Raw genomic sequence first — 19,925 nt, 5'->3', positions numbered from 1 at the left:
TTACCGCTATGGATATGGTTTGGATACCTTGAAAACGCTTGCAAGCTTCAATGAGAGAGGATTCACGCCTTATTAGTGAGGGTTTATTTTCTCTTTCTTAGATTCTTCAGAAGTAGCCATGCTACGTAAAGCGTATGCGTGTATGGCAGATGTTCAGTAAACTTTCACGGATTCTGTGAAGGAAATTTTCGATTAATTTCAAACCTCCATTTTATGGAAAAAATTATTGAAAACGGATTGAATAAATCTGTTCTGAACATGGTGTCGTATGATACCGTAATTATGGTGCTGTATCAGCAGCAAAGCGATGTTTCTTTTCAAAGAAGTGTTCCGCAACATTTAGACACAGGAAGTCTGAAAACGCTTCCTTATGGTTCTGATGATATGAAAATTTGTGGAACAGTTGAAAACCTCCGCATCACTGTCTATCCTGAAAAGATTGTTATCATGGGTAGTCTATGCAAGTATTTGAAAGGAAACAACGTTCAAGGTCTTAGCATGGAGGAAACACGTCAAGCGATTGATTTTCTTTCGCAAAAGTTGTGTTTACCTTTAAGGTTGGCTCGTGTGATGCGGATTGACGTTGCCTACAATGCTATCGTATCTCAAAACCCTAAGGAGTATCTTAATCGACTTGGGAGTTTGAGTAGGCATGATAGGCTGGAAGAACCTGATTCTCTTTATTACAGACAGTCTAAAACTCTCTTGCATGTATATGACAAGCTTAAAGAGATGAAGCGTAAAAGAGAATTTTTCGATTGTGGTTTCAATGGAAATATACTGCGTATCGAATTAAGGTTTTCCTATGGGAAGCAGGACTGGAAACGACACTTTGGAACTGAAACCGTTTTAGTTGATATGTTGCTGAATGAGACTTTCTTTACCAATCTTGTAAAGATGCTCTATGGACGGTACAAGAAAATAGAGAAGGTCAATGATGTGCAGTTAGACCTGCGAGTTGTAAAAGGCAAAAAGGACGCCCGTGTTTTTTTGGTTGCATACATCTTGAAGGTGCAAGGATGTGTTCCCTTGGAGAAGATGATAAGCGAACAACAGAAGACTGGACGGATTAGTTCTAGACAGGTTGACTATCTACGGTCTGTGATTAGTGAGGCTAACAGTGTCGACCAATCCTTCATTCAGAAAAGCGGTCATATTGAAGAACTGGATGCAGCATTTGAACTGATGAGGAAAATGTACGGTTTTTAAAGAACTTCTATAGTAAGCGAAAGTTTCCTTTATTTCAGAGGACTTCAATTACTTAGTTCTCTATCTGTTTGGAAGGGTGATATGATGTGAATTTTCATGTCATATCATCCTTTCTTTTCTTTATTTACATACATCTTCAATCCTGTCTAATTTGTTCAAGTAACAGCCTGATTGCATAACAGAACTTCATATCAGTATTAGGATTAAAAGAAAGGACATCACAACGGATGCCCTCTCTTTCCTCCCAATCGAGTTCATCAATCAATGAACCACTTATATCGTTCATCACCATGTAATGCGCTGCTTATTCCTACCGCTATTTCAGTAGCGTTCAGACTTCTGTCTAAGAAGCTGTCGATATAGCTTGACTTGTTAGCTCCAGTCAGAAGGTTGTAGAACCGCCACATATCCAGTTCGCTACCGAAGCTACCGAAATTCTCGTCACTAATGTATGCTCTTGCTACGGAGTTTATCTGCGTATCGGTCAGCAGCATTCTTGGTAGTCGTTTTTGATAGCCTTGTGGCAAGCACTGATACAGCCGCATTCTTCCCAACAAGGTAGCAAAGTGGTGTTCGGTCATCACTGTATTACCAAGAGACTGCATCAGATGCAGATGCTTTGCAGGGTTGTACTGGTTAAACAATTCCAATAAAGCACGGTACAAGTCTTTTGTACTGCTGACCTCTATTTGAGAACGGTAGCCGTCAGTGAACACGCACATATTGCAGCACACTTGATTCACAAAGCCGATAGCTACGCTGAACCGTTCCAATGTCTTTCTACTGTACAGGTTTTCACGATTGTACGCACGCACCCCTACAATGGAGAGATTCAGTTTGTTGCCACCTACTGTCTCGAATATTGTAGGAACATCAATGGCGAATGCACACCGTTCATAATAAATGGTCTTGTCGCTTTCTAAGAGTTGATTTGCGGGCTTGTGTATCGCTTCGGGTATTCTTCCTTTCACCACATGAGAAACCCGAATAGCTGGCGTCTCTATGCGTTCTCCATTGAAGAAGGAAGTGGCTGCATCATAGGCGGTTTCAATGAATGCAGGGTGTGAAATTGTGAGTTCGTTGTCCTTCGCAAAGACGGGAATGATACATTCCGATTTAAGAGATTTCAGGTCGATTTCCGAGGTGTTCGCTTCGATAAAGTGATTTGTCTTCTTGACGGTTTTCGGCTCGTCTAAGAGGATTTCTGCATCGTCTGCGTAGCTGTTTAGCCCTAAGGTCTTTCTCGGTTCTTGCTGTGCCGTATTCGGCAAAATGGTTACTGCTTCCATGTTGATAAATATTAATGGTTATTGATTGGTTTACGGATAGAAAGTATGCTAAACGGTATCTCGTCCGTATATTGTTCCTATCTGAATATAGACAGGGTTATAAAGTGGACTTGGGAGTATATTGGAACGGATTGGGAGAATTAATTCATCAGGTATAGCGATGAAAAAGTAAAGTAGTGCTTTTTCATCGCTTCATTCTCTTAAAATCAGGTTAATAACCAATGCTTGAAGTATCGGGGCTTTTCAGCTATCGTTAGTCTTTTTCTATCTTGTGTTATTTCACAGAAAATAGCCTGATAAATAGTGTTGTGGTATTGAAGGAAAATGAATGATATATGCAGAAACCATAATGGAATTTTTGTTAAAAGCCTGTTAATTTGAATCGTCTTGCCAAGATTAATTTTAGGAAGGGTGAGGATTAAAATTTTAAAAGCGAATAGTGCGGGGGGATATTAAAGGATAGGCTTCTTATGCTTATAGGTATAAGAAAATCGCATTTCAAGATGGGCTGTCTGTTAATGAGGGGGGGTAATATTTTACCCCTTATTCATTCAGGATAATTCGTAGAATGAATTTAAAATCTTACTCTAAAATAAAAAGTCGTAACAGAGCATTCCATTACGACTTTCTCACGGCTTCTTTTATTTTCTATTGCTTTACTAAAGTCATGATATATTCAGTATCGTCATCCCATTCCCCTGCGTAATCATGCCAAGTATATTTATAAGTAGCCTGATTTTTAGAAATAGCTATCGTACCTTCAATATAATCATCCTGATTCAGTATGATTTTCAGGTTGCTACCATTTAAGGTATAAGAACAATTAGATGAAGTTTCTTCTCCGTCATCCCAAACTAAACTACCATTACTTTTGAAAGTGAAAGAACCTGAACGCAAATCTTCATCAGAGCTTGAAGTATATTTCCAAGTACCCTCGATTGTAGCGTTTGCTTCTTCTTCATCATCATCGCTACAAGCTGCGAAGTTCACACACATAATTACGGCTACAATAGCCATTCCGATAAATCTTAATGTTTTCATTTTAACTAATAGATTGTTATTTCTGCTCCTATGTTCCTTCTCAGAGCGTTATAAAATAATAAGGCATGAGGAACACGACATAAAGCCGCACGCTTTTTTGATTAGAAACTAAACCCTATAGAAGCAGAGACGCCATGCGGATAAACATCATCACCGTCTTTGTTCCAAGCCTCTCCGTATGCTTTGGAATTATAAGTATACCCAACTTTCAGAAACACAGATAACGTCTTATAAAAATTCCAATTCACACCAGCTCCCGGATTTGCATAGAATCCTGCTGCGTCAAGCAGACTATAGCCTACTTTCGCATCAATAAACGGAGAGATTTTCTTTTTGAGGAAGGTGTATCTCACGCTACCATATAGCGGTATGGAAGTATAATCATCGCCTAAACGTACACCTACACCTGCACCGATATAAAAAACGAGAGCCAAGCTGAACCCCATGCGTTGTATAAATATCAGTAGTGCTGAACATTCCTATATCGTCAGTATGGAAAGTTCTACCGCCTTCAATAGAACCTTTGTAGTTTTGGGCGTTGCACGTTAGAGAGTTTATGCTCACTGTTACAGAAACAAGAAGCATACCGATTAATCTTAATATTTTCATTTTGTTTCAGATTGATGCTTACCTGCTCCCTTGTAAGCTGTTAAAAATAAAGAGGCGTGGGAACATTGAATATTACTGTACTGAGGCTCTCGACTGCCCTTACCCAATAATAAACAATAGCCCACGCCAAACGATATATAGACTGCTCCAAGCAGAGCAGATATATAACATCAGCGTGAGCGTTCTTGCTTATTATCTTGGGTAAAAGAATTGTCGAGATTCCAGTACAAGATAATATCTTAAACGCTCTTTTATTATAATATGTCTGCACCTCGTAAACGAAATGCAATGCAAAATTACTTTATTAAAACTAATCAGCCAAGAAAAAAGCCTTTGTTTTTTGCATATACAGCACACATGTATTGAGGAGAGATGTTTCTTAGATAGAAAAAAATGTCAACAAACCGCATTTCAGACGCTTATAGGCACTTTTTTACGTGGGGGATAAAAGTATAAAGCCGCTTCCCAAAAACCGAGAAACGGCTTCATCTTCCCATTTTGACTATCTTACCTCTTGGCTCGGAGATATGCTTTCCAACTACTTTTCATCAGTTTCAAAGCGAGGTCAGCATCAATAACTATTTTCCGTCCGACCTGCGATATAGCCTTGTCAAGGCAACCTTCCTGCTTTATTCGGTTGGCGGTTGCTATGGAGCAATGAAGTAGCTCTGCAAGTCCTTTCAATCCGTAAACAAGATGTTTTACATTCTCCGTTTTTTCAGGGTGAATGGGATTCTGATTGGAAATAACTGGTTGTAAGATATCAAGAAGTTCTTGAACCGTAAGCGCCCCCACGGGCTTGTTAATGTCCATGATTAAACATTTAATAAATTTACGTTCATCTCGCACCATATTTACAACTGTAGAAGAGTATGGTGCAGTCCTTCTGTAAAATCTGTCTTGATAGACCTATGATGCGAACATGGCTCTATAAAAAAGCCCTGATTTTACACGGTCATAATACCTTATCTATTTTCGGGTGTAAAGATAAAATAGATATTATTGAAAAACAAAGAATAGGCAGGAATATTCACTTCATCAGATTATATTCCTGCCTAATATTTATATAAGATAACAGACTATCAATCTATTAGAAATTCCATTTTCCCATATATGCAGCCTTCGTCTTGTCCGAAATCTCAATGTATGGTTTCATTGAGGCATAATCACGATGCCCCGTCCATTTCATTACGACTGTATGAGGGATTCCAAACGCAAGCGAACAACATATAAAGGTTCGGCGCCCGTCATGAGAGGAGATTATTTGATAAAATTTGTATTCTTCCCTTATGCGGTCATTTCCTATGTAGTATTCATCAACCCACGTTTTTGTTAGTTGAGCTAATAATGCAGCTTCTTTCAAATGACTGTTCAATTTCTGATTTGACAGCGGTGGGAACACATGATTTCCTTTCTGCTTCATCTTTTTATATTTCTTCAAGATTTCCAAAGCGTAATCATTCAATTCGATTTGCAGTCGTTCATCAGTCTTTTCCGTAACGATTTCCATAATCTTTCCATGTATGTCACTCCAGCAAAGGGATTTTAAATCGCTGTATCGAATGGATGTAAATGCCATAAAACAGAACATATCTCTTGATAGTTCCAATATTCCGTCTTTTTTAGGATATTGGTAATTATAAAACTGCATTAATTCTTCTATATTCAAAAAGGAAACGGGAGTCGGAATCTCTTTGAGACAAGTATTGAATTTCAGGACTTCCCGATGAATTAGCATTCCATTCTCGGCAGCCCACCGCAGAAACCAACCTAAAAATTCAAAGTACTTATTAATAGTCGTATTGCGGTATTTATGTTGTAATTTTCCGTTTTTATCTTCCGTACGATATTCAACAAACCAATCTCGGAGAGCCAGCAGTTTGTTTTCTGTAAGGTTCTGAAATGAGAGGTCAGGAGAAAAACTTCGCAAGATGTTTTTTAAGGAGATGAATTTCTTTGTCACATTCGGCACCCAGTTCTTTTGCTTCTTTTGAACTTCTATGTATTCGTCCCATACCGTAAAGAAGTTTTTGTTTTCTACTGATACCTTGACTTTTCCAAGCCTTTCATTAATCATTAGTTTGACTTCCTCCTTTGTCGGTATATGCTGGACACCCTCATAATATTTGAAAACATCCTCTATCGCATTTTTGTAGCCTCCAATGGCACGGCTTATTTCTGATGCAATCGCTTTATGCTTCCCTACCGTATGGGTCGTATTCCTTAGCGGTAATTGGTTTGCTTTATCCCATTTAGTCTCGTCGCCGTAGTAACCAATGTAAAAGTCTATTTCTCCTTTTACCCACTTCACACGACAAATAATCTGCTTGTTACGGGATTTGATGAAAACCCGTAGATTCTTTCTGATGTTCATGTTTCTATTAAATTTTAAATTAAACAATGGAGCAACAAAAAAGAGGGGTAAAAGTTGTTTTTACCCCTCTTTTTGATGCTATTTATTAAGATTTCGTGAATATGTAATATATGGATATATAATATAATGTACTGATATTGAGTATTGTTAAGTATTTAATATTATTAGTTTAAATATCAGTTCTACTCCCTGAGGGTGTACAATTCGTTATAAATCCACTGCATATAAAAATGTAGTGGATTTTTTATGTGTTTATTTTTATTTTGCTTCTGTTCTTCAACAAGATATTGAATTAATCGGAAATTTTTGTTGGTGCTCCTCTCTTTATATTTCTGCATCTTAGCGATGCCTTTGTCACACAACCTTCTTCGTATTGATGTTTTTCCTGATAAGTAAGGATAGTCCATCAATAATGAAACCTAAAGATTCAGGTGGAAGAGTATCTTTTGATCCTTGGGAAAATGGTTACTCCCTATAATTCAAGTTCATCTTGGCAGCTAAGATACAGATCTTGCGGGCCAAGATGTGTATCTTGCGAGCTAAGATGTAGATCTTAGCCCGTAAGATGGACTTTAACTATCGGTCTGAAAAGTTTATTTTCTATGTTTCAGCACTTTATAGTAAAGTGATTTGTTATTTTATAATTGGGTCTTTACAACCAATAAAAAGAAATGTATACCGCTCCTGTGGTTAAGTTCTGATTATATTTCCTTAGGTGTACTTTAATCATTTTTATGGGCTGCAATCGGACTGTCCCTTTTTACATAAAGATGAATGCCAACAAAAATTTCCGATTACTCCGTTTTTATGTATTTGATAGTAAATAGATAGATAATTATAGCAAAAAGACTGGAAAAAAATGGATTTTATTTTGTTTTTAACCTTGAAACTTACTATCTTTAGGAAATAGATTATAATTGGGGGCAATTAATAAGTCCTGGCCCACAGGCGAATGATATGAGAATACAATTTGAAATTAAGGAAAAGTTACCTGAAATAATCGGGGAAATTCTAAATTCCGAAAGATGGACGACCCTTATTAAGGAAGATATTTCAGGTAGGAAATTAGTCGTAATCCGTGATCGTGCATTCGATTCGGAGGCAACTGTGGAGATCTACTCTCGTGAGGTTACTATTAAAACAGCATGGTCCAGATACACTTATCGGCTGTTTATATTGGGAGATTGTGTGTGGTGTGAATACAACGGTGCTTATCGTGGGTTATTAGAACAAAACTTATTGCCGTCTATAACTCCTAAAGAGAGTTTATTGGATTCGGAAGTTTTGGATAGTTCATTGTATGGGCATGAAAAGAAAAAACTCCGGGAATATGCTGAGGATAATCTTAAACTGAAGAAATTCAGACGTGAGAATTTTAATGAAAATCGCACTGGAGTAGCTCCGTTTGATCATCCGAAAAAGGTGTATGACGAATTCATTAAAGAAGATTACATTGCTCCTTCTTCGGAAAATAATAATAAATAAGAATAATAAAGGAGGATTTTATACTATTCAGAGTATCAATCCTCCTTTATTTCTATAGAGGATTACTCTCTGTATCCTCCATTTCCGGTGCATCATGTATACTTTTCATTATAAATGCCCACGTGATAAGCAAAAAAGCTATATAAATAATTATATATTCCATAATCCCTTTATTTTATTGACTATATAACAGGTTGGATTTTGAAAAGATGTTCGTATTACATTTTTTTTGCATATTCGGATGAAAATAAATGCATTGTTCCTGAGAATACGATACATTTCTCCAATAATAACATCAGTAAGAGATTTATTTGTCATCAGAGTAGCCATATTCTTTAAGAGTATTTCTGCCAATCTCCTCCAGACAGCTTCTCAGAAACTTCCCTATTTTTTTCATGATCACATTCCTTTCATTTTAGTTGTCATTCGCCGATATAACAAAAATGATAATTCATGAGTTGTATTTTGATATTGCTTTTTGGGGGGATCTGGCTATTATTTGATCTGTATCAAGTAAACAATACAAAACGGATAGTTGTTTATATTATAAAATCTAAAAATATAAACTTATGATTTACAATTTTTTATTTCCTCTTAAACCAGACAGTATGGGAGCATCCGCATTCCTGCTGATTCTAAGAATCTCGTTTGGATTATTGTTAATGAATCATGGCATACAAAAATGGAGTAATTTTCAGGAACTTTCCACATCCTTTCCTGATCCGTTGGGATTAGGTTCTCCCCTCTCCTTGGGGTTGGCCATCTTTGCAGAGTTAGTATGTTCGATGGCCTTTATTATAGGTTTTCTTTACAGGTTGGCCATGATTCCAATGATCTTTACTATGGGTATTGCATTCTTTGTTATTCATGCAAATGATGCATTTGCAATGAAAGAATTGGCATTAGTATATTTGATTGTTTTTATTTTGATGTATATAAGCGGACCGGGGAAATATTCTGTCGATTATATGATAGGCCGGCAACTCCGAAACAAAAGGAAAATGTAAGCAGAAAAGTAACCTAAATTTGTTCTCTTTAGCTAAAAAGAGTATATTTGCAGATTATAACAGGATCGTTTTTATATAAATGATCCATAATATTAACCTAATAACAAATAAAAAAATTAGTATGAAAAAGAACAGATTAACTTTGGTTGCTGCCATTTTTCTCAGTGGTACTATCCTGTTTAGTTCATGTGTAGGATCATTCGGATTGTTCAATCGCATTTCGTCATGGAATCAGTCCATTGGTACAAAATTTGTAAATGAACTTGTTTTCCTTGCTTTAAATATCGTTCCGGTATATGGTGTCGCTTATCTGGCAGATGCATTGGTAATTAACTCAATCGAATTCTGGAGTGGCACCAATCCTATGGCTAATGTAGGTGATGTGAAGAAAGTAAAGGGTGAGAACGGAGATTATCTGGTAAAGACCCTTGAGAATGGTTATTCCATCACTAAAGAAGGTGAAGATTCAGCTATGGAGTTGATTTATAACAAAGAAGCAAACACTTGGAATGTTGTTGCTGACGGAGTCAGCACGGAATTGTTGAAAATGAACAATGACGGTACTGCTGAAATGAATTTACCGAATGGAGAAAAGATGAACGTAACTCTTGATGCACAAGGTATGATGGCTGCACGTCAGGCTACAATGGGCGGACTGCTTTTTGCAGCACGCTGATTATCGAAATAACTATAAATATAAAGATGAAACCGCTCTGAGAGTCAGTTTCATCTTTTTTTTATCTCTATCCTTAATAGAATCAGAATGGATAGCCTACAGCAAAATGAAATGCGAAATCACGGCTAAATTTAGGATGAATAATAGGATAACGTTCTTTTGTTTTCTCATATTTAGGATTTACAGCTTTCATACCTCCGTCAAAACGAAGTACAAAAAAGTCAAGGTCCAGTCTGAGCCCTAATCCATAAGCCACTGCGATTTGCTTATAGAACTTGTCGAATTCAAAAGCTCCTCCCGGCTGGTTTTCATATTCACGGATAGTCCATATGTTACCTGCATCGATAAATGCCGCTCCGCGGAACTTCCAAAACAGACGGGTCCGGTATTCGATGCTTGCATCCAATTTGATATCTCCGGACTGATTCATGAAATTTCCATCGCCAGCAAAAGAGCCCGGTCCTAAATTACGTACAGACCATCCTCTTACGCTGTTGGCTCCTCCTGAGAAATAACGTTTCTCAAAAGGAACTACCTTTGCATTTCCATAAGGTACGGCAACTCCTATCCCCGCATGAAACGCAAGGGAATTGCGATGATCGATTATAATATTTTTGGCAAAATCAAAGTCGCCTTTCAAATATTGTGCATAAGGTATCCCTAAAATAGCATATTCCCCATCTTTATTCTTTCTCATATTAATCATTTTAGAGACTCCGTAAAGAATGTTGCCTGCAGATTCGAAGCCTGCCCGTATGGAATAAGAATTGGAAGTTATCGTATTATTGACAAGGGTTCCTCCTGCACTATTATAGTTATAAGTATATCCCATACGTACAATAAGACGATTTTCATAATTATATCTGAGGATGTAGTTGTCTTTGTCCTTATCAATATAGTCTTCCTGGAATTGAGGAGAAATCCAGGGAAGGTAGAGGTAACTGATATCCAATAAATCGATGCGGTGCTGAATCTTTTGCTTTTGCATCCATTTGTAGCTCCATGAAGCCGAAGCAATGGTACGGGAGAACTCGGGGCGTAATTGATAATTGTATTGTAGTCCGAACTCTGTCGTTGCTCTTATCCGCCGTTTAAAGTCAGAAGTAAGAAAGGGAAATAAGAAACTGGGGAAATTGATGCTTGTTTCAACTCCGTATTCAGTATAATTATGGTTTTTATATCCCGGCTGTAATCCGGATATGGCCTCATAAGCTCCTCGGAATTTTACCATGAAAGTTTCTGAGCCGCGAAATAAATTTCTATGTTGAAAAGAAACGGACGCGGCAGCTCCCAAATCACCTGCCGAATTAGTACCTTCCAACTCAAAAGAAATGGATTTATGCTTGCTTTTGGTTAGCATTACATAGCAATTCAGTCTGGTACTATCGTCATTTTGTGTCTCAAAAAAACGAATGTTAGTATACTTGAGAGCTGAAAGCCTCCCAAAATAAGTATAGGTCTTTTGTACGTTACGTTCATCATATAAATCTCCGGAGGTGAATCTTAAGTTATCTACGAGCACTTTAGGACGTAAATACAGTTGGTCTTTATAATAGATCGGAAATCCGTTATAATGCAAAGAGTCATTAATTTCAATGCTGCTCAGAGCTGATGATTGCAAGACATCATAATCAGTGATAAAATTGATTTTGTTGATCTTGTACTGAGGATGTTCTTTAGGAACATCACCAACATAAGCTTTATAGGGCAACAGATGTAAAGTCAAATCTACTTGATAAGTATTGCGGGCAGTATCTGCCGTATAAGTAATATAATCCTTATTAAATTTATAATAACCGTTACACAATAAGTAGTCTGTAATACGTTGCCGTTCCGCATCAAGTGTGTTTACATCGAAAAGCATTCCTTCTTTCAACGTTGATTTGGTAGAATCATTTTGAAGATATTCGGCTATTTTCTTATCAGAAATATCATACTTCAGTGTGCGTACAGTATAAGGTTTGCCTGAATTGATTTCATAAAACAGTTTTAGCTTTTTCTTTTTAGTTTTTATGGTTCTTTTTACGGTAGCTCCCATATAGCCGAGATTCTGCACTGCTTTTGCAATTTCTTCTTGCGAACGGATAGCATCGGCTTCATTATAGATAACCGGAGCATCTCCTATCTTGCGCAAGAATTTATTGAGCCATTTCGTAGAATCCCTTCCGGACCAATTATACACATACAGTTGAGTCTTGACTGCACTGAACCATTTCGAGTTAGGATTCTGTCGCACATAAAGTCGCATGTCCGACGGTTTTATGTCTTTATTATCAGTATGTATTTTTACTTCATCCAACAAATAAGAACCCTCCGGCACAAACTTAGTGGCAGAACACGAAGCCAGTGACAAAACAAAATAAAGAAGAATCGTGTAAAGAACCCCTTTCTTCATATACGGTTTTTAATAGATTACGCCAAATAGGTTACAAATATAAACCATATTTTTTGTTTTGGGAAATAAAAATGCCGGAAGAGCATTTCTACTCTTCCGGCATTTTTATAGATGATTACATCATTTAAGCCTAAACCTGACCGGAAGTGTAAATCGTGAGTTTACATTTTCGCCTTTGTGCTTTCCAGGAATCCAATCAGGCATTGAGTTTACCACTCTGATAGCTTCCGCATCAAGTAGCGGAGATATGCTTTTTACAACAATCGGGTTAAGCAGTTTACCATTCTTAGAAACAATAAACTGAACTACTACCTGACCTTCTTCCTTGTTTTCAATAGCTTGGGCCGGATATTTGATGCTCTTTGCAATAAACTGTAAGCATGCCTTCATTCCATCCGGAAATGTAGGAGCACTATCAACGACATCATACACTACGTCTTTTAGTATAGCTACAGAGTCCGGTACAACTTCTTCTTTAAGGGATTGTGTGGCACTTACAGAGTCTTTCACTTCGGTAACAGCCTGCTCGTTACTTGTTTTACTCCCGCAATTGCTAAACAATAGCAACATGGCTACTACCGGCAGAAATATCAGAAATTTGCTCTTCATAATTTTTTGAGTTCTTTTTTCGTTCAACATTTTAATTCGTTTTTAAAGGTTATACATTAGGATTAATATCTGGATTTGCTGCAGCCAATCAGAGCTTATTTATTTTTTAAGAGAAGATACTGTTCTTCTTTCTTTATTGTATTTTATGTGTCTGGGCATACCTTCTTCGTTCTGGATATCAATATAATGATGTATTACAAATCTACTAAATTTAAGTAGATGGTTTATATTTATCAATATAAAGTTTGTTAATGGTAAGAAAATAAAGACATAAAAAGGATTAGAAATATAATAGTTAATTGGGAATATCTTTATAGCTTTGCCGTAAAATTAGAGTTAGATGGGAACATTAAGTAAAAATAGAGTTAAATATATCCGATCGCTGGAATTAAAAAAAAATAGGAAAGAAGAAAGAGTCTTTCTGGCAGAAGGTCCCAAATTGGTAGGTGATTTACTGGGACATTTCCCTTGCAAGTTTTTGGCGGCCACTTCGGAATGGCTTAGAGAACATTCTGCAGTTAAGGCTGTGGAGGTAATTGAAGTCGGTCCTGAGGATTTATCTCGTGCCAGTTTGTTGAAGAGCCCTCAACAAGTACTGGCATTGTTTGAACAACCGAAGTACGAGATCGATACAGAAGTTATTCGTAACTCTTTATGTTTAGCTTTGGATGATATTCAAGACCCCGGTAATCTTGGGACAATCATTCGTCTTGCAGACTGGTTTGGTATTGAACACATTTTCTGTTCGCCCAATACTGTTGATGTTTTTAATCCTAAAGCCATACAAGCTACTATGGGAGGCATTGCCAGAGTAAAAGTACATTATATCGCATTGTCAGAGTTGATTCATGTACTGGGAAATGTACCGGTATATGGTACCTTTCTGGATGGAAAGAATATGTATGAGCAGCCTTTGTCAAAGAATGGAATAATAGTAATGGGGAATGAAGGAAATGGTATTGGAACCGAAGTGGAAAAGCTGGTAAACCGTAAGTTATACATTCCAAATTATCCTCAGGAACGCGAGACCTCAGAATCATTGAATGTAGCCATTGCTACCGCAATTGTCTGCGCTGAGTTTCGGCGACAGGCCGCATTGTAGCAAAGTCAAATGGAAATAACAAATAAGCCTGCCATTTCATGCATGAGGTAATTTCCGGAATAGTAATACTTTGTTCATCGGTATTGGTTAAGTTGAACAAAGTATTATTTATATCCATCCTTTCTTGCGGAATCAATAAAATGACACCGGGAAACCATTCTACAGATTCAATTTCTTCACTACAGGGAAAAATACGATAGACATACTCTCCCTCCATTTCTATGGCATGCAGTTTTAAAAATCCACTTTCCGGAATAAATATATAATGTGCAGCAAAACGTTTCATCTTATTTTCTAATTATTCTGACGACGCAATGGTCTCCTTGGATTAGTTCGTTGCTGTCTTTCTAATTGCTGTTTTTCTTTTTCTATTTGTTGCTCTTTCTCTCGTTGTTCCGGTTTAACGGGACGGACATCGTTATTGGGGCGGTTCAAATCCTTTGGATTAGTCCGTTGATGTACCGGCGTCGTTTGAATAGTATCTTGGGGAGCTTTCTTCCGGATAGAATCTACCTTATTTTTTTCTGTTATTGAGTCGGCATTTAAAGAGTCTTTTCCCATTTGTGTTAATGAGTCATTTACATGATAACGGGTCAACGAAATGTCGCTAACCAAAAGTGTTGTTAACTTTTGGGATTGCGGATAGAAAATGAATCCTTTTATTTCCTTGATAGTCATCGTATCTGATTGAAGACGAATGTCCTGAATTCCTGATTCAAATATATGTTTCGTGCAACTATTGGTCACACTGTCGTTCTTATAAACAATCTGCATGGCCATTACCGGAGCCATTGTTGAGTCCGGCATTCCATCCAGGAAGTTATATTGTATTTTCCAGAGCAATACATCACGTTTCTTGAAATTTGTATCAGAAGGTAATGTGAACGTGAACCTATTATTCAATGGAGATCCCGTTAACTGGGCAACCCGCTGCCATGCCCAGACATCAATACTGTCGCCTGGAGCAGACATCTTAGGCTTATTATCACGCAATGCTATTAAGTGGTTGATGGCATCCTGTTGGGCTTTCAGCCTTTTATTTACCTTTTCATAGATTTCCGATAGTATTTTTGTGTTGCGTGTATACCATACCATAGACGAGTCAAAAACTTCTTCTGTTGTACCATATTTCTTAAATACAGCTTCTACATACAGTGCTTTTTTGTAATTCTCGCCACCAGGCATGTTCTCACCCATCGCTTTGGCAATGTGGTAATCGTATAGCAGATTTTCCATCTGTGATTCTGATATAACGCTATCAGGTCTTTTCACCTTACAAGCAGATGTTATCAGTACCAAAAGACAGATACAACATAATTGAAACCGGAAATACTTTTTCATTACCTCTTTTTTACTTTTTGGTCACAGAATGATGGTATGAATCATTCAGATATTTGCTATAGAACAGTAATAAGGCAATAATTCCGCAGCTAATGGCGGCATCTGCGAAATTGAAGATCGGACTAAAGAAAATGAAATGCTCTCCACCTACAAAAGGCATCCATGCCGGCCAGTTTGTATCGATAATCGGGAAATAAAACATATCAACTACTTTACCATAGAACCAAGTGGAGTAACCACCTCCTTCGGGCATAAAACTGGCTATTTGTGAATGTGTGCTTTCGTTGAAAAAGACTCCATAGAAAACACTGTCAATAATGTTACCCAGTGCACCGGTCAAGATTAACGATACACAAATGATATATCCGGTTTTTAATCCTCTTTTTACTATTTTATATAAGTACCACCCTATCAAGCCTACTGCAATGATTCGGAATGTAGTCAGAAAGAGTTTTCCAAATATCTCCATTCCAAACGCCATACCATTATTTTCGGTAAAATAAATATAAAACCAATCTGTAATACGGATACTCTCATGCCAATACATATGAGTCTTGATCCAGATTTTAATCACTTGATCAATGATCAGCACGGAAAAAATGACGAGCAGAGCGATTTGTCCTTTCGTGAGTAGTTTCTTCATTTTGTTAAGCTATCAGTTATATAAGTTACGAGCTACCAATTACAAGCTAAAGAGAAACACGATATTGCCGTGTATACACTTGTCTCTTGCAATAGGTAGCTCGTAGCCTACTATTTATTTCTTTCCACTGTTCTTTGCTTCAATGCTCAGTGTAGCATGAGGCACAGCACGCAGACGTTCTGCCGGAATTAATTTTCCTGTTTCACGGCAAATACCATACGTTTTATTCTCGATACGTACAAGAGCAGCCTGTAAACCCTGAATAAACTTCAGTTGGCGTTGAGCCAAACGTGTAGTCTCTTCTTTCGACAATGTATTTGCTCCTTCTTCCAAGACTTTATATGTGGGGGACGTGTCATCTGTGTCATTTCCGTCAAGCCCCATTAAGCTCAGTTTTAACTGTTCATAGTCACGTTGTGCTAGTTCCAGTTTTTCATTAATGATGGCACGGAATTCTTCTAACTCCGCATCCGAATATCTTGTCTTTTCTGCCATAACTTTTACTGTTTATTAGGTTATTAGTATTAGAATTATTCTTTCACTACATTCACAAACAAAGAGAAGTCGTCGAAATTTAATTCTGTGCCGCCTTTTACTTCGTCTGCCAAAGTAAGGGATGTACCCAAAACTTGGTTACAAATATAACCATTATATTCATTTACCGCATCATCTGTCTGCGGATTTTTAGATAATGTTATTTTTATTTTGTCTGTAATCTCGAAACCACTTGATTTACGGATATTTTGAATGCGGTTTACCAATTCACGTGCAATTCCTTCACGGCGAAGTTCTTCCGTTACAGTAACTTCCAGCGCAACAGTCAATTTCCCTTCATTGGCAACCAACCATCCCGGAATGTCCTCGCTGAAGATCTCTACATCTGCAGTTTCTATAATAGCTTCTGCCCCATCTAAATTAAGGGTATAACGGCCGTTCTTCTCGAGTTCGGCAATAGCTTCCTGTGACATTTCTGCTACAGCTGCTGCTACAGCTTTCATTTGCTTTCCGAATTTTGGTCCCAGTTTCTTGAAGTCACATTTAACCTTTTTCACCAGAACGCCGGCTGCACCATCAACGAATTTAATCTCCTTTACGTTGACTTCACTCATGATAAGTGCTTTTACAGCCTCGATATGCGCCTTTTGTGCTTCATCCACTATAGGGATCATGATACACTGCAACGGCTGACGAACTTTAATATTCACTTTACGACGCAATGCCAACACCATGGAAGTAACGTCTTGTGCCATCTGCATTTGTGCTTCCAGTTCCTTATCTACCATTTTTTCATTGTATTCCGGGAATTTCGCCAGATGGACAGAAACTACATTATCGCGTCCTGTTGCACTGATTAGGTCGCCATACAGACGGTCTGCATAGAAAGGAGCGATAGGTGCCATTAATTTGGCTACCGTTTCCAGGCATGTATACAAAGTCTGATATGCAGATAGTTTATCCTGAGTGAATCCACCACCCCAGAAACGCTTACGGTTCAGGCGGACGTACCAGTTAGACAGATTATCGTTTACGAAATCAGAAATTAAACGTCCTGCTTTAGTAGGTTCATATTCGTTATAACAGGTATCTACTTCCTTTATTAATGTGTTCAGTACAGAAAGAATCCATCGGTCAATTTCCGGACGATCGCTCATCGGAACATCAGCCTCTTTGTATTCAAACCCGTCTACATTAGCATACAAAGCAAAGAAAGAATAGGTATTGTATAAAGTACCAAAGAATTTACGACGAACTTCCTCGATGCCTTCTACATCAAACTTCAGGTTATCCCATGGAGAAGAATTGGTAATCATATACCAACGCAAGGGATCGGACCCATATTTCTCGATGGTAGAGAACGGATCAACTGCATTTCCTAAGCGTTTAGACATTTTATTGCCATTCTTGTCTAATACCAATCCGTTTGAAATGACTGCTTTGTATGAAACACTGTCAAATACCATGGTTGCAATGGCATGTAGAGTGAAGAACCATCCACGTGTCTGGTCCACACCTTCTGCAATGAAATCTGCCGGATATACCTGATGGCTATCCAATAACTCTTTATTTTCAAATGGATAATGGATCTGTGCATAAGGCATCGCACCCGAATCAAACCATACGTCAATCAGGTCTGTTTCGCGTTTCATAGGCTTACCATCTTTTGAAACAAGGATAATATCGTCTACATATGGGCGATGGAGATCTATCTTATTATAATTTTCTTCATTATATTCACCCGGTATGAAACCTTTATCTTTATAGGGGTTCGATTGCATATACCCTGCGGCAACCGATTTTTCGATTTCATTATATAACTCCTCAACCGACTCTATACATTTCTCGTCGCTGTTGTCTTCTGTTCGCCAAATAGGCAACGGAGTACCCCAGTAACGGGAACGGCTCAGATTCCAATCATTCAGGTTTTCCAGCCATTTGCCAAAACGTCCGGTTCCGGTAGATTCCGGTTTCCAGTTAATGGTTTTATTTAACTCTATCATGCGCTCTTTGCACGCAGTAGAACGAATAAACCAACTATCCAGCGGATAATAAAGCACCGGTTTGTCTGTACGCCAGCAGTGCGGGTAATTATGCACATGCTTTTCTATTTTGAAAGCCTGATTATTAACTTTCATCATCATACAGATACTTACATCCAATGATTCATCCTGATCGGATAGATTCGGATCATAAGCATTCTTCACGAAACGACCTGCATACTCTTTGTATAAATCTACGTTAACGCGCTGTTTTACAAAATCTTCATCCAACTCATCTAAAGTATAGAATTTACCGGTCAGATCTACCATCGGACGAAGTTCACCTTTTTTATTAACCAACTGTAATGGAGGCACACCGGCAGCTTTTGCCACTTGAGCATCATCCGCACCAAATGTCGGAGCGATGTGTACAATACCCGTACCGTCCTCTGTTGTTACATAATCGCCCAGTATTACACGGAAAGCACCTTCTCCCGGATTTACCCATGGAATTAATTGTTCATATTCCATGTCTACCAAATCGGTACCTTTATATTCAGCAATTACTTTGAAAGGAACCAACTTATCACCTGGTTTATAATCTTCCAGCTTCAGTTCGGCTGCTTTCGGGTTGAAATGTGCATTCAACAGTGCCTTTGCCAATACTACCGTGATTGGCTGTCCTGTATATGCGTTGTACGATTGAACTGCAACGTAGTCAATTTTAGGACCTACACAAAGTGCTGTATTCGAAGGTAGTGTCCATGGAGTAGTAGTCCATGCTATAAAATAAGGAGTACCCCACTCTGTCATTTCGGGTTTAGGGTTCTTCATCTTAAATTGTGCCACTACCGTTGTGTCTTTCACATCACGATAGCATCCCGGCTGATTCAGTTCATGTGAACTTAATCCTGTTCCGGCTGCCGGAGAATATGGCTGGATAGTATATCCTTTATAAAGTAATCCTTTTTTATACAATTGTTTCAATAACCACCACAGTGTTTCGATGTAACGGTTGTCATATGTGATGTACGGGTGCTTCATATCCACCCAATACCCCATTTGATGAGTCAGGTCTTCCCACTCTTTTGTGAATTTCATTACATCCTGACGGCAATGAGCATTGTATTCTGCTACAGAAATTGTTTTTCCAATATCCTCTTTGGTGATCCCTAAAGACTTTTCTACACCTAATTCTACAGGGAGTCCGTGTGTATCCCAACCTGCCTTACGTTTCACCTGATATCCTTTCATCGTTTTGTAACGACAGAAAATATCTTTTATAGAACGAGCCATTACATGGTGAATACCCGGCATACCGTTAGCTGATGGAGGTCCTTCGAAGAAAACAAACGAAGGACAGCCTTCACGTTCTGTCATACTCTTGGCGAAAACCTGGTTTTCGTCCCATTTTTTCAATACGTCCTTATTCACCTGCGAGAGGTCGAACTGCGAATATTCGGCAAATTTCTTGCTCATGGCTATATTTACAATTTTACTATTTACAATTTAAGATCGGGATACCCTCCCTATTTTAAGGGTGCAAATGTACAAAAACATTCGTTTTCATACAAGAAAAGCCTTTTTAATTTCAGTCTGACAGGAAGGACCGCCTTGTGAAAAGAGTGTAAAAAGTAGTAAGGGGAGCAAAACAAAAAACTATATGCC

Annotated in this window: 17 protein-coding genes; 5 read left to right on the top strand and 12 right to left on the bottom strand. The window is 38.0% G+C overall.

Annotation, left to right across the window (positions count from 1 at the left end; genetic code table 11):
• Positions 1-213: 213 nt before the first annotated feature.
• Positions 214-1,209 carry a phage/plasmid replication protein gene (locus ISX59_RS01990; protein WP_220575602.1) on the top strand — a complete coding sequence of 332 codons (996 nt, stop codon included), beginning with the start codon at positions 214-216 and terminating at the stop codon, positions 1,207-1,209.
• A 257-nt stretch (positions 1,210-1,466) separates the two neighbouring features.
• Here ISX59_RS01990 and ISX59_RS01985 read toward each other — a convergent pair whose 3' ends face one another.
• The 5 genes from ISX59_RS01985 to ISX59_RS01965 all read right to left on the bottom strand — a co-directional run bounded on the left by ISX59_RS01985 (position 1,467) and on the right by ISX59_RS01965 (position 6,522).
• The gene (locus ISX59_RS01985; RefSeq protein ID WP_032539294.1) at positions 1,467-2,498 is read right to left on the bottom strand and encodes a DUF3871 family protein; all 1,032 of its coding nucleotides are present in this window, start codon (positions 2,496-2,498) and stop codon (positions 1,467-1,469) included.
• Positions 2,499-3,146: 648 nt separating this feature from the next.
• Positions 3,147-3,539 (bottom strand): hypothetical protein, encoded by a 393-nt coding sequence (locus ISX59_RS01980; RefSeq protein ID WP_032539295.1) that lies wholly within the window; start codon positions 3,537-3,539, stop codon positions 3,147-3,149.
• A 101-nt stretch (positions 3,540-3,640) separates the two neighbouring features.
• A complete protein-coding gene (locus ISX59_RS01975) occupies positions 3,641-3,985 on the bottom strand; it encodes a hypothetical protein (protein ID WP_255580113.1) in 345 nt (114 codons plus the stop codon).
• A 670-nt stretch (positions 3,986-4,655) separates the two neighbouring features.
• Positions 4,656-4,964 (bottom strand): DUF3853 family protein, encoded by a 309-nt coding sequence (locus ISX59_RS01970; protein ID WP_370633221.1) that lies wholly within the window; start codon positions 4,962-4,964, stop codon positions 4,656-4,658.
• A 274-nt stretch (positions 4,965-5,238) separates the two neighbouring features.
• Entirely contained in the window at positions 5,239-6,522 is a 1,284-nt protein-coding gene (locus ISX59_RS01965; protein ID WP_137570022.1) for a site-specific integrase, read from the bottom strand.
• A 957-nt stretch (positions 6,523-7,479) separates the two neighbouring features.
• Here ISX59_RS01965 and ISX59_RS01960 point away from each other — a divergent pair.
• The 3 genes from ISX59_RS01960 (at position 7,480) to ISX59_RS01950 (ending at position 9,690) form a co-directional block, all read left to right on the top strand.
• Positions 7,480-8,007 (top strand): hypothetical protein, encoded by a 528-nt coding sequence (locus ISX59_RS01960; RefSeq protein WP_005806074.1) that lies wholly within the window; start codon positions 7,480-7,482, stop codon positions 8,005-8,007.
• Between the two features lie 569 nt (positions 8,008-8,576).
• A complete protein-coding gene (locus ISX59_RS01955; protein ID WP_220575600.1) occupies positions 8,577-9,014 on the top strand; it encodes a DoxX family protein in 438 nt (145 codons plus the stop codon).
• Positions 9,015-9,135: 121 nt separating this feature from the next.
• Entirely contained in the window at positions 9,136-9,690 is a 555-nt protein-coding gene (locus ISX59_RS01950) for a DUF3332 domain-containing protein (RefSeq protein ID WP_005806068.1), read from the top strand.
• Positions 9,691-9,772: 82 nt separating this feature from the next.
• On the opposite strand, the gene ISX59_RS01945 is transcribed toward ISX59_RS01950, so the two are convergent.
• Positions 9,773-12,085 (bottom strand): BamA/TamA family outer membrane protein, encoded by a 2,313-nt coding sequence (locus tag ISX59_RS01945; RefSeq protein WP_005777747.1) that lies wholly within the window; start codon positions 12,083-12,085, stop codon positions 9,773-9,775.
• Positions 12,086-12,205: 120 nt separating this feature from the next.
• Positions 12,206-12,694: an energy transducer TonB gene (locus ISX59_RS01940; RefSeq protein ID WP_227560225.1), complete on the bottom strand. Its 489-nt coding sequence runs from the start codon at positions 12,692-12,694 to the stop codon at positions 12,206-12,208.
• Between the two features lie 340 nt (positions 12,695-13,034).
• Between ISX59_RS01940 and ISX59_RS01935 the strand changes: the two genes are divergently transcribed.
• On the top strand, positions 13,035-13,796 hold the full coding sequence (locus ISX59_RS01935) for an RNA methyltransferase (RefSeq protein ID WP_220575599.1): 762 nt from the start codon (positions 13,035-13,037) through the stop codon (positions 13,794-13,796).
• On the opposite strand, the gene ISX59_RS01930 is transcribed toward ISX59_RS01935, so the two are convergent.
• The 5 genes from ISX59_RS01930 to ileS form a co-directional block, all read right to left on the bottom strand.
• Complete coding sequence (locus ISX59_RS01930; protein ID WP_005777742.1) at positions 13,750-14,082, bottom strand: hypothetical protein; 333 nt, start codon at positions 14,080-14,082, stop codon at positions 13,750-13,752. The genes ISX59_RS01935 and ISX59_RS01930 overlap by 47 nt on opposite strands.
• 8 nt (positions 14,083-14,090) lie before the next feature.
• Positions 14,091-15,137 carry a DUF4296 domain-containing protein gene (locus tag ISX59_RS01925; protein WP_032539297.1) on the bottom strand — a complete coding sequence of 349 codons (1,047 nt, stop codon included), beginning with the start codon at positions 15,135-15,137 and terminating at the stop codon, positions 14,091-14,093.
• Between the two features lie 10 nt (positions 15,138-15,147).
• On the bottom strand, positions 15,148-15,780 hold the full coding sequence (locus tag ISX59_RS01920) for a lipoprotein signal peptidase (protein ID WP_220575598.1): 633 nt from the start codon (positions 15,778-15,780) through the stop codon (positions 15,148-15,150).
• A 114-nt stretch (positions 15,781-15,894) separates the two neighbouring features.
• Positions 15,895-16,275, bottom strand: a complete 381-nt coding sequence (locus ISX59_RS01915; protein WP_005777736.1) for a TraR/DksA C4-type zinc finger protein — start codon at positions 16,273-16,275, stop codon at positions 15,895-15,897.
• A 35-nt stretch (positions 16,276-16,310) separates the two neighbouring features.
• Positions 16,311-19,736: an isoleucine--tRNA ligase gene (gene ileS, locus ISX59_RS01910; RefSeq protein WP_220575597.1), complete on the bottom strand. Its 3,426-nt coding sequence runs from the start codon at positions 19,734-19,736 to the stop codon at positions 16,311-16,313.
• Positions 19,737-19,925 lie beyond the last annotated feature (189 nt).

This window comes from Bacteroides sp. FSHCM14E1 (genome assembly GCF_019633785.1).
In the GTDB taxonomy this organism is placed as follows: Bacteria; Bacteroidota; Bacteroidia; order Bacteroidales; family Bacteroidaceae; genus Bacteroides; species Bacteroides hominis.
This window is presented reverse-complemented; position numbering and strand designations above follow the sequence as displayed.